This window comes from Pontibacter populi (assembly GCF_040278685.1).
GTDB lineage: Bacteria > Bacteroidota > Bacteroidia > Cytophagales > Hymenobacteraceae > Pontibacter > Pontibacter populi.
In genome coordinates, this window is sequence record NZ_JBEOKT010000002.1 from 203,119 (window position 1) to 224,817 (window position 21,699).

The 21,699-nt window shown below is 42.7% G+C and carries 19 protein-coding genes and 1 tRNA gene; 12 read left to right on the forward strand and 8 right to left on the reverse strand.

Annotation, left to right across the window (positions count from 1 at the left end; genetic code table 11):
* Window positions 1-6: 6 nt before the first annotated feature.
* From ABS362_RS02740 to asnB, 3 genes are all read right to left on the reverse strand, one after another.
* Complete coding sequence (locus ABS362_RS02740) at window positions 7-966, reverse strand: UDP-glucuronic acid decarboxylase family protein (RefSeq protein ID WP_350410750.1); 960 nt, start codon at window positions 964-966, stop codon at window positions 7-9.
* Window positions 967-968: 2 nt separating this feature from the next.
* Window positions 969-2,315: a UDP-glucose dehydrogenase family protein gene (locus ABS362_RS02745; protein WP_350410751.1), complete on the reverse strand. Its 1,347-nt coding sequence runs from the start codon at window positions 2,313-2,315 to the stop codon at window positions 969-971.
* Between the two features lie 85 nt (window positions 2,316-2,400).
* Window positions 2,401-4,314, reverse strand: coding sequence for an asparagine synthase (glutamine-hydrolyzing) (gene asnB / locus ABS362_RS02750; RefSeq protein WP_350410753.1), 1,914 nt, complete (start codon window positions 4,312-4,314; stop codon window positions 2,401-2,403).
* A gap of 216 nt (window positions 4,315-4,530) precedes the next feature.
* On the opposite strand from asnB, the gene ABS362_RS02755 reads away from it, so the two are divergent.
* Both ABS362_RS02755 and ABS362_RS02760 read left to right on the forward strand, forming a co-directional pair.
* Window positions 4,531-5,355 (forward strand): alpha/beta fold hydrolase, encoded by an 825-nt coding sequence (locus ABS362_RS02755; protein WP_350410754.1) that lies wholly within the window; start codon window positions 4,531-4,533, stop codon window positions 5,353-5,355.
* Window positions 5,356-5,381: 26 nt separating this feature from the next.
* Window positions 5,382-5,624 (forward strand): hypothetical protein, encoded by a 243-nt coding sequence (locus tag ABS362_RS02760; protein WP_350410755.1) that lies wholly within the window; start codon window positions 5,382-5,384, stop codon window positions 5,622-5,624.
* 395 nt (window positions 5,625-6,019) lie between these two features.
* Here ABS362_RS02760 and ABS362_RS02765 read toward each other — a convergent pair whose 3' ends face one another.
* Window positions 6,020-7,426 (reverse strand): FAD-binding oxidoreductase, encoded by a 1,407-nt coding sequence (locus ABS362_RS02765; RefSeq protein ID WP_350410756.1) that lies wholly within the window; start codon window positions 7,424-7,426, stop codon window positions 6,020-6,022.
* Window positions 7,427-7,501: 75 nt separating this feature from the next.
* Here ABS362_RS02765 and ABS362_RS02770 point away from each other — a divergent pair, with 75 nt between their 5' ends.
* Entirely contained in the window at window positions 7,502-8,134 is a 633-nt protein-coding gene (locus ABS362_RS02770; protein ID WP_350410757.1) for a C40 family peptidase, read from the forward strand.
* Window positions 8,135-8,324: 190 nt separating this feature from the next.
* Entirely contained in the window at window positions 8,325-11,417 is a 3,093-nt protein-coding gene (locus ABS362_RS02775; protein ID WP_350410758.1) for a TonB-dependent receptor, read from the forward strand.
* A gap of 93 nt (window positions 11,418-11,510) precedes the next feature.
* Here ABS362_RS02775 and ABS362_RS02780 read toward each other — a convergent pair whose 3' ends face one another.
* Complete coding sequence (locus ABS362_RS02780; protein WP_350410759.1) at window positions 11,511-12,653, reverse strand: hypothetical protein; 1,143 nt, start codon at window positions 12,651-12,653, stop codon at window positions 11,511-11,513.
* Window positions 12,654-12,664: 11 nt separating this feature from the next.
* The gene (locus ABS362_RS02785) at window positions 12,665-15,217 is read right to left on the reverse strand and encodes a TonB-dependent receptor (RefSeq protein ID WP_350410760.1); all 2,553 of its coding nucleotides are present in this window, start codon (window positions 15,215-15,217) and stop codon (window positions 12,665-12,667) included.
* Window positions 15,218-15,472: 255 nt separating this feature from the next.
* Here ABS362_RS02785 and ABS362_RS02790 point away from each other — a divergent pair.
* The 8 genes from ABS362_RS02790 to ABS362_RS02825 all read left to right on the forward strand — a co-directional run bounded on the left by ABS362_RS02790 (window position 15,473) and on the right by ABS362_RS02825 (window position 19,810).
* Window positions 15,473-15,549 (forward strand) — tRNA-Ala (locus tag ABS362_RS02790).
* A gap of 176 nt (window positions 15,550-15,725) precedes the next feature.
* Window positions 15,726-15,878, forward strand: coding sequence for a hypothetical protein (locus ABS362_RS02795; protein ID WP_350410761.1), 153 nt, complete (start codon window positions 15,726-15,728; stop codon window positions 15,876-15,878).
* 12 nt (window positions 15,879-15,890) lie between these two features.
* Window positions 15,891-16,667, forward strand: a complete 777-nt coding sequence (locus tag ABS362_RS02800; protein WP_350410762.1) for a hypothetical protein — start codon at window positions 15,891-15,893, stop codon at window positions 16,665-16,667.
* 34 nt (window positions 16,668-16,701) lie between these two features.
* Window positions 16,702-17,331 (forward strand): DUF4145 domain-containing protein, encoded by a 630-nt coding sequence (locus ABS362_RS02805; RefSeq protein WP_350410763.1) that lies wholly within the window; start codon window positions 16,702-16,704, stop codon window positions 17,329-17,331.
* Between the two features lie 21 nt (window positions 17,332-17,352).
* Entirely contained in the window at window positions 17,353-17,796 is a 444-nt protein-coding gene (locus tag ABS362_RS02810) for a hypothetical protein (RefSeq protein ID WP_350410764.1), read from the forward strand.
* The gene (locus tag ABS362_RS02815; protein ID WP_350410765.1) at window positions 17,780-18,754 is read left to right on the forward strand and encodes a hypothetical protein; all 975 of its coding nucleotides are present in this window, start codon (window positions 17,780-17,782) and stop codon (window positions 18,752-18,754) included. The genes ABS362_RS02810 and ABS362_RS02815 overlap by 17 nt, the downstream gene beginning before the upstream one ends.
* On the forward strand, window positions 18,751-19,047 hold the full coding sequence (locus ABS362_RS02820) for an STAS-like domain-containing protein (protein WP_350410766.1): 297 nt from the start codon (window positions 18,751-18,753) through the stop codon (window positions 19,045-19,047). The genes ABS362_RS02815 and ABS362_RS02820 overlap by 4 nt, the downstream gene beginning before the upstream one ends.
* Window positions 19,048-19,375: 328 nt before the next feature.
* The gene (locus ABS362_RS02825; RefSeq protein WP_350410767.1) at window positions 19,376-19,810 is read left to right on the forward strand and encodes a DUF2267 domain-containing protein; all 435 of its coding nucleotides are present in this window, start codon (window positions 19,376-19,378) and stop codon (window positions 19,808-19,810) included.
* A 52-nt stretch (window positions 19,811-19,862) separates the two neighbouring features.
* Here the strand turns inward: ABS362_RS02825 and cysK are convergent, their stop codons facing one another.
* Both cysK and epsC read right to left on the reverse strand, forming a co-directional pair.
* Complete coding sequence (cysK, locus tag ABS362_RS02830) at window positions 19,863-20,777, reverse strand: cysteine synthase A (RefSeq protein ID WP_350410768.1); 915 nt, start codon at window positions 20,775-20,777, stop codon at window positions 19,863-19,865.
* Between the two features lie 14 nt (window positions 20,778-20,791).
* Complete coding sequence (gene epsC, locus ABS362_RS02835; RefSeq protein WP_350410769.1) at window positions 20,792-21,625, reverse strand: serine O-acetyltransferase EpsC; 834 nt, start codon at window positions 21,623-21,625, stop codon at window positions 20,792-20,794.
* Window positions 21,626-21,699: the final 74 nt, after the last annotated feature.

Consider the following 21,699-nt stretch of genomic DNA (forward strand, 5'->3'; position numbering starts at 1 on the left):
GGAGTTTTATGCTGTTTCAGCAGGCACCTGTATCTTATCTTTAAAATACTCCAGTGTTCTCTTTAGGCCTTCAGCGCGATCTACCTGAGGTTCCCAACCAAGTATTTCCTTGGCACGGGTAATGTCTGGCTGGCGTTTCTGCGGATCGTCCTGTGGCAATGGCTGATATTCTACTTTCAGTTCCACGCCTGTAAGTTTACAGATCTCTTCAGCAAACTCTTTTATAGTTATCTCAGATGGGTTACCAACGTTAACCGGTAACGCATAGTCGCTAAGCAGCAGGCGGTAAATCCCTTCTACCAGATCATCTACATAGCAGAAAGAACGGGTCTGCGAACCATCGCCGAAAATACTTAACGGCTCACCACGCAAAGCCTGGCTTAAGAATGCAGGCAATACACGCCCATCATCGAGGCGCATACGCGGACCGTAGGTGTTAAAGATGCGCACTATACGTGTCTCCAAACCATGGTGCATATGGTAAGCCATTGTCATAGCTTCCTGGAAACGCTTGGCTTCGTCATAGCAACCACGTGGGCCAACCGGGTTCACGTTACCCCAGTAATCTTCATTCTGCGGGTGCACTAATGGATCGCCGTAAACTTCTGAGGTAGAAGCAATAAGCATACGCGCACCTTTATTTTTTGCTAATCCAAGCAGGTTATGCGTACCCAACGAGCCAACTTTCAGCGTCTGGATAGGTATCTTCAGGTAATCGATCGGGCTGGCCGGCGATGCAAAGTGCAGGATATAATCAAGCTTACCCGGCACGTGCACAAACTTAGATACATCGTGGTGGTAAAATTCGAAATCTTTTAGTTTGAAAAGGTGCTCAATGTTCTCCAGGTTACCTGTAATCAGGTTGTCCATGGCAATAACATGATAGCCTTCCTTTATAAATCTATCGCAAAGGTGAGAGCCCAGAAAACCGGCTCCTCCTGTAATAAGTACTCGTTTCTTAGTCATGGTTACACAGTTGCTTTTTCTTGTTCCACTGGCTGCTTCACGCCAATGCCATAGTAGGTAAAGCCTTTTTCGTTTAGGTCTTTGGCATCGTAAATGTTACGTCCGTCAAACACTACTTTGTCTTTCATCAGTTTGCTGGCCACCGTAAAGTTTGGCGAGCGGAACTCCGGCCATTCGGTTACCAACAGCAATGCATCGGCATCAATCAGGGTTTCGTATTCGTCTTTGCCATACTGAATGGTATCACCCAGCGAGTGCTTGGCTTCTTCCATGGCAACCGGGTCATAAGCTTTCACTTGTGCACCCTGCTCCAGCAGTTTTTTAATGATCACCAAGGACGGTGCCTCGCGCATATCATCCGTTTTTGGCTTGAACGAAAGGCCCCAAATGGCAAATGTTTTGCCTGCCAGGTTACCGTTAAAGTGCGTGCTGATCTTGTTGAACAGTACTGACTTCTGGTTTTCGTTCACTTCTTCCACCGACTTCAATACGCGCATCTCGTAGCCATTTTCGTTGGCCGTACGAATAAGCGCTTTCACATCTTTCGGGAAGCATGAACCACCGTAACCAATACCCGGGTAGATGAACTTGTTACCGATACGGGCATCCGAACCGATCCCTTTACGCACCATGTTCACATCCGCACCCATGATCTCGCACAGGTTGGCAATGTCGTTCATGAAGCTGATCTTGGTAGCCAGCATGGCATTGGCCGCATACTTGGTCATCTCTGCAGAAGGAATATCCATGAAGATAAGCGGGTGTCCGTTCATCAAAAATGGCTTGTATAGTTTGGTCATCACCGTTTCTGCTTTCTCAGAGGCAACTCCCACTACAATTCTATCCGGCTTCAGGAAGTCTTCAATAGCTGCCCCCTCTTTCAGGAACTCCGGGTTAGAGGCTACATCAAACGGAATATCCACGCCACGGGCAGTTAATTCCTCTTCAATGGCCTTACGTACCTTGTTAGCAGTACCTACCGGCACGGTGCTTTTGGTTACCACCACCATATAATCGTTCATGTTCTGACCAATAGCTCTTGCCACCGCCAGTACATATTTCAGGTCAGCAGAGCCGTCTTCGCCCGGAGGCGTGCCTACCGCTATAAAAGCGGCATCGCAACCCTGGATGCTGGTAGCCAGGTCTGTAGAGAAAGATAAGCGCTCCTTTTGCGTATTGCGCGCTACCATTTCTTCCAGGCCTGGTTCGTATATCGGCAGAATGCCTTTCTTTAAGTTCTCTATCTTGTTTGTATCTATATCGATACAGGTAACATCTATACCTACTTCCGAAAAACATGTGCCCGTTACCAGACCCACGTAACCCGTGCCAACTACTGCTATTCTCATATGCTTTGTATTATTCTAAATGCAAATTTATACTATTATCTATTAAATTATACTTTATATAGAAGTATGATCCTTTTCTCTTGTGTTAACTTATAGTCAAAAATGTGTTTCTATACCAGTACTGGAAAACAAGCAGCATCCATACCTGGGTTTGCAATGTTCCGGCAGTATTACCTTTAAACGCTAGCCGTAGTTTTCTTATTTGAGCCACATCAAAAATCTGCTGTGCTTCTATCAGTTCATCCGACAGGTATTCGTTTACCAAACCTGCACCTTCTGTTTGCAGAAACGATAACAGCGGTACCTCAAATCCTTTTTTGGGCCTTTTGTATAGTTCGGCTGGCAGCATGTGCCTGAATGAATCCTGCAGAATCTTTTTCTGATATGAACCACCTATTTTTGACGATACCGGCAGCGAAAATGCGAATTTCACAACCCGGTGGTCTAAAAAAGGACTTCTGATCTCAAGGCCGTTTGCCATCCCCATCAGATCCGTTTTGGGTAGCATGTCGTTTGCCAGTACAAGTTGCCAATCGGCACACAATACGCTGTTCAGGTCGTAATGTTTCCTGTTTAAACAGTCTAATAGTCTGCTTTTTCTGGCTGTGTATAAACGGTTAGCTGCTTTACTTCTGTTTTCAGGTTTTAATAAGGCTAATGCCTGTTCTTCGTTTTGCCAAGTTGCCCATAGCCAATACCGGTCAGCGGCCGCTAATTTTGCACCTGAGGCAAAGCGATGTAACTGTCTTACTTTATTCGCAACAAAAGAGTTTCTGGATTTAGGCAGATTTTGCCATAAATATTCAAGTTTTTTAATTAATCCCGTTGCAGTGCCACTTGAGAGCGCCTGGTACTCCGCACGATGCTTGTTATAGCCCGCAAATAATTCATCGGCCCCATCCCCGGACAAGGCTACTTTTACCTGTTTGCCGGCATATTTGCTTAAACTATAAACTGCCAGCGCCGAAGAGTCCGCAAAAGGCTCGCTAAGTCCATCCAGCATCCCGAAAATATTACTGTACAAATCCTGGTTAGTCAGGAGTAGCTCTGAATGATTGGTTTGATATTTTTCAGCAACTAAACGGGCATAGGCTGTCTCATCAAAGAAAGGTTGCTCCGGAAACCCTACCGAAAATGTTTGCAAGCCCGGCATTTGCTGTGAAGCCAGCGCTACAACTATAGATGAATCGATTCCGCCACTCAGGAAAGCTCCTACCGGGACATCAGCCACGACCCGTTCTGTAACTGCTTGTTGTAATAAGGTTTGTAATTTTGATTGCTGCTGCTTATAGTTCAGGGGGTTTGTTGCCGCTTTTTCTCCATCAAACGGAAGCTTATACCAGTTACTATCATGAACTTTGTTTTGCTTAACTATCAGGTAATGCCCCGGAAGCAGTTTTTTTACACCCTTCAGCATAGTTGCCGGTGCCGGAATATAGGTCAGTTGCAGGTATTGGTAAAGCGATGTATAGTCCAGTTCACGCGGTACGCCAAATTCCAGTAAAGCTTTCGGCTCGGAGCCAAACAGGAATTTATCGCCATCTTTATAGTACAGTAAAGGCTTTTCGCCGAAACGGTCGCGGGCAACGAACAGGCTTTGTTCTGCAGCATCGTAAATGGCAAAGGCAAAGAAACCGCGCAGCTTTTTCAAACACTCAGGCCCATACTTTATGTATAGTTGCAGCACTACTTCCGTATCAGACCCTGTATAAAACTCCACACCTGTAGCTGTTAGTTTTGCCTGAAGCGCTTTATAGTTGAAAACCTCTCCGTTATAAACTATAGTATACCTGCCTGTAGTATCTGTAAAAGGCTGATCAGCATTTGTAGCAGGAGCAATTATGGCTAGTCGGCGGTGCGCCATCGCCACATTATTGTGCACGAACGTACCAGAAGCATCAGGCCCACGATGCTTAATTGCTTCGCTGGCTTTCTGCAATTTTGCTATAGTTTCTGAGCCGGCCTCAGAAAATGCATAAACTCCTGTTATTCCACACATACTGTCTGTAAAGTTAGACTTTTCCTGTTTAGTCGATAGCTTTATTCTCTTTCGCAAACCTAAAAAGTAAGCCCGTTTTACTTAATATTAACAACCTGCCTTCCGAAACAAAGTATAGTCTTAGTAAGAACACCCTGATTTTATATGAAACCAGACTGGTTAGATACTAAGGAATATCCTTTCGAATCTAAATACTTGGAATTAGACTGCGGAAGAATGCATTACATAGACGAAGGCGAAGGCCCGGTAATTGTAATGGTGCATGGTACGCCGGCGTGGTCCTTTATTTATCGCAACCTTATCAAGCTTTTGCGACCACATTACCGTTGCGTAGCCATGGATATGCTTGGCTTCGGATTGTCAGATAAACCAGAAGACTTTAGCTACAAACCCAGGGCACATGCCGAGAACTTTGCTAAACTGATGGAACATTTGCAGCTGAAGGATATAACGCTGATAGTTCACGATTTCGGAGCACCTGTAGGGCTGGCCTATGCGCTTAATAATCCGCAGAATATCCGGAATATTGTCATGCTTAACACCTGGACCTGGTCGTTGTCGAAACACAACACCTTTACAAAAGCCAGTAAATACCTGGTCGGACCGTTGGGCAAGTTTCTGCATTCTAAATTAAATCTCTCGACAGGGGCTTTGGTAAACGAGCTTTTTGGTGATGCGCAGAAACTACCGGAGGCTATCCAGAATCAGTACATTAATGCCCTCGGAACACCCGAACAACAGGTACGGTCTCTTGCCTGCGCCCGCGAGTTGGTAGGTGTAAGTAAATGGTACGAAGAGCTCTGGCAAAAACGCAAAAACATACAGGACATACCAACCCTCATACTCTGGGGGGAACGGGACAAACTTGTAAAAATTGAAGCCTTACAAAAATGGAAGAAATTTTTCCATGAGTGTTACGTGATACATTTTGAAGAAAGCGGGCATTTTTTACAGGAAGAAAACGCCGACGAACTGGCCAGTTATGTCAGTAACTTTATAAAAGAAGAACAAAAAAAGCGCGAGCTAGCCTTGCAAACATAAAAACTTAAAGCCAAACCTATTCTATTATGAAAGCGAACAAACCTCTTAAAGAAGCGATCCTTCGGGCACCCGAATCAACAGACGAAAACAAGCAGCCTCAGCAAGAGCAACTTTACCATATGGGTACAAAACCAAATGCCCAAAACGAAACAGATCTAAAGAATCAGCAAAAGGACCTTGTAAATGAAAAACCCCGCAACCGTATGGAATCGTTACATACCTTGCGGGAGTTGGAGTATGAAGTAGAGAAAGAGAAGAAGAAAAAGTAAGAGGTCATGTGGCTTAAACTATAGTTTTCCCTTATGTCATTTCGAGCAAAGCCGAGGGAACTTATATGTCCTATAGTTAGAGTCTATAGCAACCTGCAAAACGACGTAATGGTATTACGTCGCTACAATCCCATTTTGTAGGGATAGGTCGCGACCTGTCCGCTCTTGAACTTTAATTATAGAACTCTAAAGTAACTCATAGCAGGAACAGAAAAACTCCCCGCCTTGGATAAGGAGGGGTTAGAGGTGGTTGAACCACAGCAACTATAGAACTATAGCCAGTACCATTGCAATTATTGTCCCTTCCGGGCCAGTTGAGTCAGGAGACTCAACACCATTCTAAGTCACGAGTCTGGAGACTCGCGCCAGCAATACGAATTATAAAACTATACCTTTCAGGCAAAAATCTTCCCCGGGTTCAGAATGCCATTCGGGTCGAAGAGCTGTTTTATGCCTTGCATGAGGCGTAACTGTACCTCATTTAGTGCAATGTTAATATAAGGGCGTTGTACTAATCCTATGCCGTGTTCCCCGGAAATAGTCCCTCCTAACTCCACACATAACCTGAAGATCTCTTTTATTCCTTCGGGTAACTTGTGCTGCCAGTCTTCATCAGACATTTCACCTTTAATGATGTTCACGTGCAGGTTACCGTCACCGGCATGACCGTAGCAAACCGATTTAAAGTTATACCTCGCTCCTATCTCTTTCACGCCATGCAGCAATTTTGGTAGTTCAGCGCGGGGCACTACAGTATCTTCCTCTTTGTAAACAGAGTTGGCTTTAACTGCATGCGCTACATTGCGGCGGAGGCGCCATAGGTCATCTTTCTGTTTCTCAGTGTCAGCAACCAGTATTTCATCAATGTCGAATTGTTCCAGCACTTCATAAACTTGCTCTGCTTCTTTAAACAGTTGGTCCATGTCATTACCATCCAGTTCTATAAGCAGGTGTGCCTGTATATCTTCCGGCAAATTGACTTCAATGCCTAAATAGCGGCCAGACCATTCAATAGCATCACGCTCCATAAACTCCAGCGCCGACGGAACTATACCAGCCATAAATAACTTCGATACAGCTTCGCAGGCCTGCTCCTCATTCCGGAAAGGAACCAGCATAACTATATTTTGTGGCGGATAAGGAATCAGTCTAAAAACTATCTTGGTTATAATGCCCAGCGTGCCTTCGCTCCCGATCATCAGTTGGGTAAGGTTATAGCCGGTAGCGTTCTTCAGTACATTGGCGCCGGTCCAGGTAATTTCACCGGTTGGCAGCACCACTTCCACATTCAGTACATAATCTTTGGTAACGCCGTATTTTACAGCTCTTGGTCCGCCACTGCTCTCGCTCAGGTTGCCTCCCAGAAAGCAACTCCCCCTACTCGATGGGTCTGGCGGGTAGTACAAGCCTTTGGCAATTACAGCCTCCTGAAAAACCTGGGTAATAACGCCTGGCTCAACTATAGCCTGTAAGTTGCGCTCATCTATAGTTATAATTTTATTAAGCCGCTCTGTAGAGACTATAACTCCCTGGTGTACAGCTAATGCGCCACCACTCAGCCCGGTACCTGCTCCGCGGGGTGTTACCGGCAGCAAATTATTGTTGCAATACTGCATAATAAGGCTGATCTCGGCAGCGTTCGCAGGTTTAAGAACAACTTCCGGAATGTAGCGCAGATCTTCGGTTTCGTCGTGGGTATAGCGCAACATGGCTTCAGCAGATGCAGGTAAAATCACATTCGCTTCGCCAACTATAGTTGAGAAAACTGAGACGGCTTCCGGGGTAACTGTGTTAAATTTCATTTTTAAAAAGGCAGGGTTATAGCTATATTAGCAAACCCTATATTTTTTATGTACTTACCTTGCTAAAGTAACGTTTTGAGAACAGCTTTTACAACTTCCCTCTTATTTATCTTTTTTATCTTACTGATGGCGTCGTGCCAGTCGTCGGGTCCTGTATTCAGTAAGCGTGGCGAAACTTACAAATCTGCACGTGAAATTGCAGAAGAGAAACGCCAGGAACGCAGAGCCCGCAAACTGGCCCGAAAGAATGGCAACAACGATCGTCCGCTGGCCTCAAAAGACCGTACCAGCCGCACCAGAGTTAAACGTAACCTGGACAAAGATATTGAAACCGTTATCGAAACGGCCCGCTCCTACACTGGTGTACCTTACCGCTGGGGAGGCACCACCCGCGTAGGCATGGATTGCTCCGGACTTTTGTGCACTTCTTTCGAGAGTATAGATGTTAAGCTTCCCCGCACATCAGACGAGCAAAGCCGGTTTGGCAAAGAAGTCAGAGTCAAAGACCTGCAGGAAGGTGACCTTGTGTTTTTCGGGGCCAACAGAAACAGCAGGCAGATCACCCATGTAGGCATGGTTACCGAAGTGATCGACGACAATAACATCCGTTTCATACATGCCTCTACCTCGCTTGGCGTCATCGAAAATAACCTTTTTGCAGAGCATTACCAGAAGATTTTCATCAAGGCAGTAAGGCCATCTATTTAGTTATAATCATTCAATTATCTTATTATAATAATACAACTATACTCAGATAACATCCAAAAAATATACACTAATTTAATATTCAATTAAAGCAACATACGTACTATAGGTAGTTACAACTTATTGCCCACTAACCACTTATAGTTCTATGAAACATTTTTACACTTTCATACTCCTATGCGGGTGTGTACTGTTGCAAGTACAATTAGCATGGAGTCAGGGCGCCACTACTGCAGCAATGAACGGGACGGTAAAAGATCAGACCGGAACTCCGTTACCTGGTGCCACCATTATCGCAGTCCATAACCCCACTAACACACAATATGTTGCCACCACTAACAGCGATGGGTATTTTAATATCCAGAATATGCGTGTGGGAGGGCCTTACACCGTCCGGACATCTTATGTAGGTTACCAGGAACAACGCTCCGAGAATGTAACTCTTGCCTTAGGCCAGTCTGCACGGGTTGACTTTACCTTAACAGAGAGTAGCCGGGAATTGGGCGAGGTAGAAATAGTAGGTGAACGGAACGACGTTTTTAACCAGGACCGAACAGGTGCTGCTACCAACGTATCGCGGGAGCAAATAGAACGCCTGCCGACACTGAGCCGTAGCCTCCAGGATTTCACACGACTTACCCCTCAGGCATCTGGCAACTCTATTGGTGGTTCCAGCAACCGTTACAATAATATAACTATAGATGGTGCCGTAAATAACGACGTGTTCGGTTTATCAGGCAGTGGTACTCCCGGGGGCTCAGCAGGTACCCAACCAATATCGTTAGACGCCATACAGGAAATACAGGTAGTAATTGCGCCTTACGATGTAAAACAAGGCAATTTTACAGGTGGAGGTATAAACGCTGTAACTCGCTCTGGCACTAATAAATTCTCGGGCTCTGTATATGGCTTTGGGCGTAACGAAGACATTATAGGCAAAGCGGTAGAAGGGCCTCGGGTAAAAGCAGATGAGTTCAAAAACTACCAGTATGGTGTTCGGATAGGCGGGCCACTTATCCCGGATAAACTATTCTTTTTTACGAACTACGATGCCACACGCATAACCGAGCCTGTACGTTTTGCTCCAGGCTCTGCCGAATCTCAGATACCCCTAAGCGCCGCACAGGACCTGGCTGCTTTTGTAAGCGAGACCTATGATTATGATGTAGGTTCTTTTGGTGGTTTCGACAGAGACACAGAAAGCGATAAGCTATTTGCCCGTCTGGATTGGAACGTTACAGATAATCATTCGCTTACTTTACGTCATAACTATATAGATGCCTTTCAGATTTCATTTTCCAGAAGCCGGGCAGAAGCACGCTATGGAAATAATGCTTACCAATTTAACAGCAAAACAAACTCAACTGTAGCTGAGCTTAACAGCCGTATCTCAAACAGTTTCTCAAATAACCTGATCGTAGGGTATTCCAGGATACGTGAAAACCGTGATACATTTGGCAGACTTTTCCCTCAGGTAACGATTTTTGACCCGGTAGGTACGCTGGTATTTGGCTCAGAACGTTCCTCTACTGCCAACGAACTTGACCAGGATATCTTTGAATTTACTGACAACTTTACCTACCTGTTAGGCAAACATAATTTTACTATTGGTACGCACAATGAGTTTTTTAAATTCAGGAACCTGTTTATCAATAACCTGAACGGACGCTGGGATTTTAACAGTATCGAAGATTTTATTACCAATAACCCATCCAGGGTACGCGCTGGTTATTCACTATCAGATAACCCACGCCCGGCTGCTGAGTTTAATGCGGCACAACTTGGCTTTTACCTGCAGGACGAATACACAGCTTCAGAACGGTTAAAATTAACTTTAGGCCTGCGTTTGGATATTCCGGTTTTCCCAGACAAGCCAGAACGCAATGAAAAGCTCGAAGACGATTTTGCGGCGCTTTACCCTGACCTGAGAACAAACAGAACATCAAGTGGCCAGCTTCTCTGGGCACCACGTTTAGGCTTTAACTTCACACCTACCGAAGACAGGTCTTTCCAGATAAGAGGTGGTACAGGTATTTTTACAGGCCGGGTACCGTTTGTATGGATGTCGAACCAGTTTGTGAACACCGGTACCATACTTGGAACTATAGATGTCAGGAACCCGGATGAGTTCATTGCTGATCCTTCCAGACAAATCGATGCTGGTCCTCCTGTTCAGACAGTAGAAGTTAATGTTATAAACGACGACTTTAAACTACCACGGGTTTGGCGTAGTAACCTGGCCTTCGACTATACTTTACCATTAGAAATAATTGCCACTGTAGAGGGTATCTATTCTAAAACCCTGAATGATGTAGTTTACCGGGACCTTAACCTGGTAGACCCAATAGGCACTTTAGAAGGTCCAGATAACCGTAATATTTTCTCAGACCGCGAAAATAGCCGCCGCCGAAACGAAGATTATACGAACGTTATCCTTTTAGATAATACAGACGAAGGTTTCCGCTATAGTTTGACAGGTCAACTCCGAAAAGATTTTACCAGCGGACTTAACACTTCTATTGCCTACACTTATGGCAAGTCGAAAGATGTGAACAGCGGTACCAGTTCCACTGCTTTATCGAACTATGAGTTTAACCAGATCGTGAACAGCCCGAATGATCCTGAGCTGGAATACTCCAGATATGATGTCCGACACAGAATTGTGGGCACCGGCGGTTATACGTTCCGGTTCGGGGAGAGTCTGGCAACAGGTATATCATTATTCTATCAGGGTCAGTCAGGCTTGCCAATTACGTTTGTTTACTCTCAGGACCTTAATGGAGACGGCAACTTTGCTAACGACCTTATCTATATACCAAGAGATCAAAGTGACATACTACTTGTGCCATTTACAGATCGTGCTGGTCAGGTTATTCCTGGCTCAGCAACACCACAGGAGCAATGGGAAGCACTGGATGCACTTATAAGAAGCGACGATTATTTAAGTGATCGCCGGGGCCAGTATGCAGAGCGTTATGGAGGTCGTATGCCATGGACTCACCAGTTTGACCTACGCCTGTTACAGGACTTTTACCTGACGTCCGGTGAAAACAGGCACACATTCCAGATCACCTTTGATATCTTTAATGTTGGCAACCTGATCAACAAAGACTGGGGGCGCCAGTACTTTGTGAATAACAATGCCAACGAGTTGATTCGGTTTGCTGGCCTTAACGATGATGGCGTTCCTACGTTCACATTCAACACAAATACCCGAATCTATAACATTTCACAATTCGATTCGAGGTGGCAGGGGCAGTTGGGGCTACGATATATCTTTAATTAAACTATAGTTTAACCTAACTATAGAACTAAAGTTAAACAAAAAGCCCGCTGGTAATTTACCAGCGGGCTTTCTTATAGTTGTAAAGAGCGAAAATTACTCTTCAAATTTCACAAAATTACCGTTCTCAGCTTTCACAAGAACAAGTGTCATTTTGCCAGCTGGGTAAGAATCAAAAGTTACTTTAAATTTCTTACCTGCTTCTTCACCAGAGAAGTGTAGTTTAAGAATAGCACCCATTGCTTCATACAGCTGGTCGTTAGTCCAGTTATAAGTACTAAAATTACCAAATTGACGCAGGTTTGCTCTTGCAGCAGCTGTTGCAATATTATTATCATCATTTCCCACGTAAGTATAGTCTGATGCAACAAGTGTATAAGGAATGCTAAGATCTGGTACCCATACATTGTCTTTCTTCTGGAACTTCAGCGTAGCAGTTTGTTTTACACCAACAGCTGGCATCCAGTTCTCACCATCAAAGTACATGGCCATAATACGCTGAGTTCTGCTCTTATCGCCATTAGAGTTATAATAGTAATAGCTTACATAACGGAAGTCACCTTCTTTAGCAACAATTACATCACTCTTAAGGAATTTGTCAAAGAACACTTTAAGGTTAGCATCATCAGAACCTGAGAAGCTACCATATGTATTTTTTACTGAAGCGTAATCTTGTGCAGTAACATGATAAATGTTTGACCAGTCACCATTAACAAAGAAATAAGAGTCAGTAATAGTAGATGTCGTACCACCTGCATACATATCGTAAGTTAATACAACAAGTTGTTTGTCTGTAGGAGTTGGATACTTGTGATCAAGTAACCTGTAAACATCGCTTGAGCTATTAAAGTTAGCAAACTTCTCACCTACTGCTGTGTAATCTTCAGCAGTAACTGTATAAGCTTCCCATGAAGAAACACTATTGGTAACACCAGGAAATTTCTGAATGTGGTAGTTAACTTCTACAGTAGCGCCATTACCAAGGTGAGCATATCTTTTGCTAAGCATTGCCGGAATAACTAGCGCTGCTTCTTCTTCACCGGTCAAGTACTGACCCGTAGCTATATGAGGATACTCTGTATTACTCTTATAAACTGCGTAATCATCTTTATTTAGCTCAATAGCGAAAGCAGCATCATCCTTTTTTGCTTTATCAAGCTCTTCATATACATCTTCCATTGGATCACATGCCGTGAATACCAACATTAAAGAAGACAGGAGATAAAATATCTTTTTCATCTAAATATTAATTAGAAGTTAATTTTTAATGTTGTTGTCCAGGTTCTGCCTGTGCCAAAGAATACTCTTGAGTTAGCAGCTGAACTTGCTCCAGTTTCAGTATCGAATGAAGCCTGTGCGTCAGAAATGTACTCAGTACCTAGCACGTTGTTCACGTTACCAATAAGTGACGCATTTAAGCCAGCAACCTTAAATTTGAATACTGCATTCAGGTCAAGAAGCGAGTAAGAAGGAACTTCCCAAACAGAAAGACCTGGCTTATTAAGTAATGTAGGATCAAAATCAGCGAAGAAGTTAGTATAGTAGTTATAGTCTACACCAATCTTCAGGTCGTCGATGATGTTGTAGTCAAGACCGATAGCAGCAGTTGTCTGAGCAGCATCACCAACTTTGATACCTTTCATATACATCGCATCAATCTCATCGATCTGATTCTGCTCATCATCAAATATTTTAACAGCTTCCAGGTCATTTAACCACTCCCAATCACCTACAGATACCATACCTTTAATAGATAGTTTGGTCATCGGCTTGTAGTTGAAGTCTAATTCAACACCCTGGTGTAAAGCATCAATACCTAACAGGTTAGCAAAATACTGCTCGTCATCTGCGCCTTGAAGAGACTTTGTAAAGGTTCTGTCTTTCCAGGTTGTTCTGTAAAGGTTTACGTTAGCGCTGATCTGAGTAGTTCTGAAACCATAACCTAACTCGTAGCTAAGGATTTTCTCGTTCTTTGGATCCGGGTTAATGTCGTTCTGGAAGTTCTGGAATACAGCATCAAAGCCAGGAGCTCTTTCAAAGTAACCTAAGTTGGCAAACACGTTATGCATTTCGCTCAGGTTGTAGTTAGCGCCACCTTTAATCTGGAAACCAAGGAAGTTCTGGTAATCAGTTTCGCGGGCCGGGTCAGTATTAACGTAGTTAAAGTAGTCAATACGCTTGTAAGATGTGTTAGAAGCAGAAGCTGAAACGAAAGCTGCTAATGGACCAGTTTTATATTCACCCTGGATAAATCCACCTTCCCAAAGCACTGTACCCTGGTCATAGTAGCTGAACTTATCACCTACACCTAGTTGTTTTGCTTTGTTGTTCTCGTCACTTTTATCAAGCACATAATCAGCACCTAACAGGTTTGTAATTTCTTTAAAGTGTGTGCCTTTGTAGTAACGAAGGTCAATACCACCTAAAAGGTCAAAGTTTTCGCTAAGCGACTTCTGGTAAGTACTTAGTACACCATACCATTTGTGGTCGTTTCTTGATGCGTTAAGGAAAGCAACAGCTCTACCATCCTGAGAGTCAAGGTTTGCCTGGTAAGCAGCATCAAGGTCATACTGTGTATCAGTACCCGCGCCACCAACTCTGTAATCGCGAAGGCCTACGTTTGCACCACCACCACCAGTACCGATCGATACATAAGCAGCAGTAGATAGGAATGAAGTCTCATCAATTGTCCAGTAGTGGTTTAATGAGAACTGTGGTTTGTGATAGAAGTTATCTTCAACACTGATCTTTTCACCACGCAGGTAACCCCAGTCAGAGTTAAACTTAAGACCTTTCTCTCTGAAAGTTTCGATAGACTGTCTGTTCTGACGCTGTCCGTGCCACTGTGGTGCACCGAAACCAGTTAAAGAGATAGTGTGCTTATCGTTGATAAGTTTAGAAACGTTGAAGAAATAGTTATAAGCTTCGAACTCAAGTCCGTCTGCCCAACCATTACCTTCTGTTTTAGAACCAGCTAATGAGAAAGCCCATCCATTTTCTAACAGACCTGTAGAATATGTTAAGCCCATTTTGTTGTAGCCATCGTTACCGATACCATATGTGATGTTACCACCTTGAACAGCATCAGTAGTTTTAGTGATGATGTTGATAGTACCACCTACAGAAGGAACAGCTACTTTAGAAGCACCTAAACCTCTCTGAACCTGCATAGACTTGGTAACATCAGTTAAACCAGCCCAGTTAGACCAATAAACTCTACCATTTTCCATGTCGTTTACAGGAACACCGTTTATAAGAACCGCAACGTTCTGGCTCTGGAAACCACGCAGGTTAATACGTGAGTCACCGAATCCACCACCTGCTTTGGTTGCATAAACACCTGGCGTAGACTTAAGTAGTTCAGGGAATTCCTGGTTACCTACTTTCTCAACAATAACTTCGCTGGTGATAGTAGAGATCGCAACTGGCGTCTCTCTTTCAATAGCGTAGCTGTTTGCAGTTACAAGAATTTCACCAAGTGAAGATTCGCTTGGTTGAAGTGAGATTGTACCTAGATTTTTGGTACCGTTTAGGCCTGCGATGGAAACCTCTTTCTGAGTAAATCCAACGAAGTTGATAAGAATAGCAGTTGCATTGGCATCATTTACTTGCATCGTAAACGTACCATCGGCACCTGCAGGAACAGCCTGACTGGTTCCTTTAAGGATTACTGTTGCTCCTGGAAGAGGGTCTTTTGTAGTTCCATCTACAATTTTACCTTTTACAGTTCCCTGAGCAAAAGCACTTACTACAGTAGTAAAACTAATTACTAAAGTAATAAGGAAAAGTAAACACTTTTTCATGTAACTAATTTTGGTTGATTGGGTTGAAAGATTTATGGATTATTAATTGGGTATTTAATATTCCGGGGGCAAAGATAGCGGAACATTTTCAAACTTTACAAGTGATAATAATTTCTTAATGTTCCTAACTACTATTTATTTAGGCCTACGAAATTATAGAAAAGATTTCACGTATATCTTCTGTTCTAAAAATAAATATACTTGCCTCAATTTTTTGCTTTCTAAAAAATTAATCTATTTTTGTGGCACAATTACGGGGGATTAGCTCAGCTGGCTAGAGCGCTTGCATGGCATGCAAGAGGTCATCGGTTCGACTCCGATATTCTCCACCAAAGGCAACTATAAACTATAGTTGCCTTTTTTGTTTTCCCCTACCTCCCGGCACACAAAAACTTCTTAAATTTTACCATGCTTACACGCTATAGATAACTTCTATTTTTTATATATTGCATACTATATATTATAAGTTTGCTTTTATAATGCAAATTACTGGTGAAGCAAAAAAATAATGAATGGAGACGAAGTGAATGCTGCTACTGCACCAACTGATAAGATACTAAAAATACAGCATCAGCTGGCCCTTTGTGAGTCTCAACGCAAAGCATTACAGCAGCGCATTAAAGACCAGGAGCGGATTATACAGCTGCTGGAAGGGAAGTAAGAGGAAAACAGTATGTATTCAGAGAAAATAGTTGCGTTCATTGATCTTCTGGGTTTCAAGCAATCTGTATTAAATAGAAGCTTTGAGGAAATCAATGAGATCATTAGTGAATTCAACAGAGTTTTACACTTTGCAGATGATCAAAACTCAACATCATTAGGAATTGCTCACTTTGCCAGCAAGCAGTCTAGTGGTGAAAGTATAAGGTCAGATGCCAATAAACAGAACATTATTTTTTTCTCTGATTGTGTAGTTTGGTCTTACCCAATGGATAACATTAAAGTAGATTTCACATTTGTTTTAGATGAGCTTTTATGTTTCTTCTCTTTACTACAACATGGACTATACGATAAAGGCATTTTAATTAGAGGTGGAGTTTCTATCGGTAGCTTGTATCACAGATCTACCAGAATATTTGGCGAAGGATTAATCAAAGCTTACGAGTTAGAACAGAAAGCTGTTTACCCAAGAATTGTCTTTGATAATTGCTTTATTGATCGATTACAGCCCCATATGAAGTCCTTTTTTAAGCACAGAATAACATACTCTCCAAAAGGCTTTTTTGCACTTGACTTGTTTAGGGACATTAATCTCTGGAATGAATTAATTATTAAAAATGAAAAGAATTTCCCTGTACGAAACACCTTAGCTAAGCAAGTGGAGAATATCTGTAAGATTATAGCACATGGTAAGCAGTTCAGGAGCCGAAACCTGAGAGAGAAGTATGACTGGATGGAGAAGAAATTACGAGCTATTGAAAACCTGCAAGTACCATTAGTAGGAATTTAAAAAGTTACCAAGCTATAAAACAATCTGACATCACATGAAATACATTCAACCCTCCGTCTTTTTAGAATCGTTTACATGCCCACATTGCGGAGTCATAGCTCAGCAAACTTGGCGGGCTAGAACTTTTGACTTTACTCAATCATCAAATAATTACTATAACAAGGTGCGAATTGGCAACTGTCACCATTGTGAGAATAAAACATTATGGATAGAAGACAAGATGTTTTTTCCAGATACAGGTAATGCTCCTTTCCCTAACCCTGAAATGCCTGAGTCTGTTTCTAAACTATATTTAGAGGCTGCTTCAATCCAGGCAAAATCTCCACGAGGAGCTGCTGCGCTACTGCGACTTGCAATCCAAATTCTTTGCAAAGAGTTAGGTGAGCCAGGCAAAAACATTAATACAGATATTGGAAATCTTGTTCAGAAAGGTTTGCCTGTTCTGGTACAACAATCACTTGATATCGTTCGGGTAACAGGCAACGATGCTGTACACCCAGGACAGATTGATACTGATAATCCAGAAACAGTAGCTCAAATGTTTGTGCTGATAAATGTTATTGTTGAGTATATGATAGCTCTACCTAAAAAAGTAAGTGGAATGTATTCCAGTTTACCAACTGATAAAGTACAAGGTATTAAAGATAGGGACAAGAGAAGCTAAACTATATCAATAAGAATTATTGTGGAAACCAGCGCAGCAGAATTGATACTAAAGAGTATTCAGGACTTAAAGACACTAGGAATTACTTTAGGTGTTTTGATCATTGCAAACATTGGGGCTATAGGCATAAAATACTATTTTGACCAGAGACTCAAAAATGCAGATGTGAAAATAAACAAAGCTTCTCTTATTAACTCACGACTTGTTTCTGTTCAAGAAGAGTTATTCCATAAGCTGGACAATCTTACAAAAATAGACGTAAATGATTCTGCTACCATTGTCACTGAAGTTCAAGAAGCCTTTAGGTACATGAATAAATTTCAACTCTTTATACCTAAAAAGCTCAGGAAAACATCTCATGACCTGCTTGATTACTTTACAAGTGTGGGGTTAAATCCAAGTAACAAAAAGTATGAAACTGAAACAGCTTTATTAGATAATTATACAAATGAGTTCCTCAAATAAGGTTATCAATAAAAATAAATTACAAGCACCTAAAAACCTTACTCCTAGTTATCTTATAGATTTCATAAATGAAAGCGAGATAATTTTCTTTCTTATCAGACAACACAAAGTTGGGTTTATTTTTGACTTTACTAAAGTCAAACAAGCATCGATTCTTGGAGTGCTATGTACATATAAAATTATTGAATTTGCTGCTTTCAATTATTGTACTACTCATGGTCAAATTACTATTAGTAGTGAAATGGACGATGCTTTCCGAAAGTTCGGATTTACAAAGCTGATTAACACCTTTTTAAGAAATCCTATTATAGAGCCACAAAGAGTAGAAAAAGAGTATAAGAACTTAGAAGTATCTATAGGGGCGAATTTCATTATTGCACCTCAAGCATTGTTAAGGCATGATAAATCAATACAGAGTTCACTAAATAAGATTTATTTACCTAAAATTGATGAGTATTATAAGAGCAATGAAAAAGCAGTTTCGATGATTTTTTTGGTGTTCTCAGAAGTATTACTAAACTTTTGGGAACATGCTGTTAGTGACACAAAATCTATAATCGTTGCCAATGGCAATAAACAAAACATTGAAATTGCTTGTGCTGATACAGGTAACGGTATTATCGAAACTTTAGGAAAAAGCCTCTTTGAACAGGATTTAAAGCCAGAAGAAGTTCTGCAACTCGCCGTAAAGAAAGGCGTTACATCAAAGAGAATGACCAATCATATGGGATATGGTCTTTGGATATTAGATGAAATCGTAACAAGAACAAAGGGGAGAATGCATATTTATTCTCAGGGAGCCTACTATATAAATGAGTATGGGAAAAAGAAATCAGGCAGTTGCGGTTATTGGCAGGGAAGTATAGTCTATATATCTTTACCATTACTTAACCCTATTACTCTTTCAGATATTCAACCAGAAGAAATAAATAACGATTTACAAATAAATTGGACATGAAAATGGTGAGCCTACTGGATTATAGCCCTATAATAAGCGACAGGCTTATTGGAGATGAAATCTATACCAAAATAAAAAGTACCCTTACAACCGGGGGACCAGTAACTGTTGATCTTGATGGAATCAAATCAATGGCCACCTTTTGTGCAAAGCAGATTTTTGGGAGACTTTATTTAGAGTTAGGCTCTTCTGAATTCTTTAATCAAATACAGCTAAAAAATGCCACTGATGATGTAAAAACAATCATTAGAATTGGCATTCAAAATGCACTGGAGGAAAGGTCAGCAAGTTAATAACTAACCTAAAACTTAGTGTGCCAAATGCCACTTTTGGCACACTAAAATGCTCCCAAAAGGCGTTTTAGCCGTATTAAAAACCATGTTTACACGCTGCAAAAGGCTATTGCGGGTTAAAGGATCAGGGTTTAAAACATACGGAGACTTTCCGATATTCTCCACTTAACGGCAACTATTTCTATAGTTGCCGTTTTTTGTTCCCTCTCCCCTTACCTCAATATTATAGTTCACTAACCCGATAAGTACACTATAACCAAACATGCCCATCTACCGGTCGTACCAATAAGGATAGTGTGTTGTTCAACTTAACCGAAGGGAGGAAACTATGGCTTTTAACTTTGAGGACAATAAGAAAGATGCAACCGTACTGCTTCAGGCTGTGGCAGAGGAGTTACAAACTGACGATATGAACAAAGCCGGCCGTATTTTCAGGGCGGTGCTTCATGCTATCCGCGACAGGTTGCCTGTAAACGAGGCGATTCATTTTTCATCGCAGCTCCCTATTATCTGGAAAGGAATTTACTTTGACCAGTACGACACGGAAAAAGTACCGGTAAAGATCCGTGACCGGGAAGGATGGATTAACTACATCCGAAACAAGAATGCATTTGCCGCTAATAACGATTTTCAGCAGGATGACGAGATCATGATGTCTTTCAGGGCTGTATTTACAGCCCTCCAGAAATGCGTATCAAAAGGTCAATTACAACAAGTAAAACAATCCCTAAACCAGGAGATACAGGAATTGCTGGAAGTGTAAACTATAGTTTAGCTGAAACATAAAAGCCGCGGTAAGTGCCGCGGCTTTTGTTTTATACAAAAAGTCCTTCTACAGAAAGGTAACGTTCGCCGGTATCGTAACAGAACGTAAGAACACGGGCGCCTTCCGGAATTTCTTTAAGTTTTTGCGCTACAGCTGCCAGTGATGCCCCCGACGACACACCTATAAAGATACCTTCTTCGCGGGCCGAGCGACGTGCATAATCATAGGCATCATTTGCCTCTACCTGTATTACGCCATCCAGTAAATTGGTATCCATAATGGCTGGTATAAATCCGGCCCCTACGCCTTGTATCGGGTGCGGCCCCGGCTGACCTCCACTCAGCACTGCCGATGCGGCTGGCTCAACGGCAAAAACTTTAATATCCGGGTTACGGGCTTTCAAAACACGCGCTACACCGGTTATATGCCCGCCTGTACCTACACCGGTTATCAGGTAATCAAAGCCTTCCGGGAAATCCTGCAGAATTTCTTCTGCCGTAGTTTCGATATGCACCTGGGTATTGGCTTCGTTCTCAAACTGCATCGGCATCCAAGAGCTTTCGTGTTCGGTCAGTATTTCTTTTGCTCTTTCAATGGCGCCTTTCATTCCTTTTTCGCGTGGGGTCAGCTCTAACCGGGCACCATAAGCGGTCATTAATCTGCGGCGCTCCACCGACATCGACTCCGGCATTACCAGTATTAATTGATAGCCTTTTACAGCAGCCACCATGGCCAGACCTACCCCGGTATTACCCGATGTTGGCTCAACTATAACACTCCCTTCTTTTAATATGCCTTTCTGTTCGGCATCTTCAATCATGGCAAGCGCAATGCGGTCTTTAATGCTTCCGCCCGGGTTGCTGCGCTCCAGTTTCATCCAGACCTCTGCTTTGTCGCCAAATAATTTATTGATACGCACATGCGGTGTGCGGCCTATAGTATCCAGTATAGTGGTAGCTTTCATGTTTTACAGTATAATTAAATCGAAAAATTGAGCACATTCTCAGGTTCGGGTGCTTTGCGTACTTTTATTTGCGGATGATGGTAGACGCGGGAATAAGGCGGAACGCTTTCTGTAAGCCACACATTACCACCAATGATGCTGCGCGTGCCGACCACAGTATTTCCGCCCAGTATAGTTGCCCCGGCATAGATCACCACATGGTCTTCTATAGTTGGGTGGCGTTTTATGTTGGCCATACTTTTTTCTACACTGATGGCGCCAAGCGTTACGCCCTGGTATACTTTCACACAATTCCCGATTATAGTTGTCTCACCTATAACTACGCCTGTGCCGTGATCGATGCAGAAATATTCGCCTATAGTTGCACCGGGATGAATGTCGATACCAGTGCGGGCATGCGCAAACGCGGAAATTACACGTGGCAGTAACGGAATTTGCAACCGACGCATGGCATGTGCTAACCTGTAGAGTGCCACTGCCTTAAAACCAGGATAGGTCCGGATTACTTCTTCCATGCTCTGGGCTGCCGGGTCGCCCTTTGTAATAGCCTCTGCATCGCCAAGTAACACCCTGTGTATCTGGGGCAACTCATTCATTACAGCGGCTGCTAGTAAAGCAGGTGGTTCTGGCAAGGTGCTGCGCATTCCATCCAGTATGCGCTCCAGGTTAACTTGCAGTTGGTTAGTATGCAGTTCAAAATCAGAAAGGGAAGTATAGCGCTTTTCGGAAAGTGGCGGAAATAGTAACTGAATCACTGCTTCTGCAAAAAGGCAGGTGGCTGATGCCGGAACCAGGTGCCGCGTGTGCATGTGGTCTTCGTATAGTTGTGCTAAAAACTCCTTATCCATAAACTGTGTACGGCAATGCAAACCGGTTTGTGTTCTTCAAAACAAAAAAAGGAGCCCAATGTTTGAGCTCCTTT

Coding starts and splice junctions, on each gene's coding strand:
- ABS362_RS02740 (WP_350410750.1), bottom strand. CDS start 966: ATGACTAAGAAACGAGTACTTATTACAGGAGGAGCCGGTTTTCTGGGC.
- ABS362_RS02745 (WP_350410751.1), bottom strand. CDS start 2,315: ATGAGAATAGCAGTAGTTGGCACGGGTTACGTGGGTCTGGTAACGGGC.
- asnB (WP_350410753.1), bottom strand. CDS start 4,314: ATGTGTGGAATAACAGGAGTTTATGCATTTTCTGAGGCCGGCTCAGAA.
- ABS362_RS02755 (WP_350410754.1), top strand. CDS start 4,531: ATGCATTACATAGACGAAGGCGAAGGCCCGGTAATTGTAATGGTGCAT.
- ABS362_RS02760 (WP_350410755.1), top strand. CDS start 5,382: ATGAAAGCGAACAAACCTCTTAAAGAAGCGATCCTTCGGGCACCCGAA.
- ABS362_RS02765 (WP_350410756.1), bottom strand. CDS start 7,426: ATGAAATTTAACACAGTTACCCCGGAAGCCGTCTCAGTTTTCTCAACT.
- ABS362_RS02780 (WP_350410759.1), bottom strand. CDS start 12,653: ATGAAAAAGATATTTTATCTCCTGTCTTCTTTAATGTTGGTATTCACG.
- ABS362_RS02785 (WP_350410760.1), bottom strand. CDS start 15,217: ATGAAAAAGTGTTTACTTTTCCTTATTACTTTAGTAATTAGTTTTACT.
- ABS362_RS02795 (WP_350410761.1), top strand. CDS start 15,726: ATGAATGGAGACGAAGTGAATGCTGCTACTGCACCAACTGATAAGATA.
- ABS362_RS02800 (WP_350410762.1), top strand. CDS start 15,891: ATGTATTCAGAGAAAATAGTTGCGTTCATTGATCTTCTGGGTTTCAAG.
- ABS362_RS02805 (WP_350410763.1), top strand. CDS start 16,702: ATGAAATACATTCAACCCTCCGTCTTTTTAGAATCGTTTACATGCCCA.
- ABS362_RS02815 (WP_350410765.1), top strand. CDS start 17,780: ATGAGTTCCTCAAATAAGGTTATCAATAAAAATAAATTACAAGCACCT.
- ABS362_RS02820 (WP_350410766.1), top strand. CDS start 18,751: ATGAAAATGGTGAGCCTACTGGATTATAGCCCTATAATAAGCGACAGG.
- ABS362_RS02825 (WP_350410767.1), top strand. CDS start 19,376: ATGGCTTTTAACTTTGAGGACAATAAGAAAGATGCAACCGTACTGCTT.
- cysK (WP_350410768.1), bottom strand. CDS start 20,777: ATGAAAGCTACCACTATACTGGATACTATAGGCCGCACACCGCATGTG.
- epsC (WP_350410769.1), bottom strand. CDS start 21,625: ATGGATAAGGAGTTTTTAGCACAACTATACGAAGACCACATGCACACG.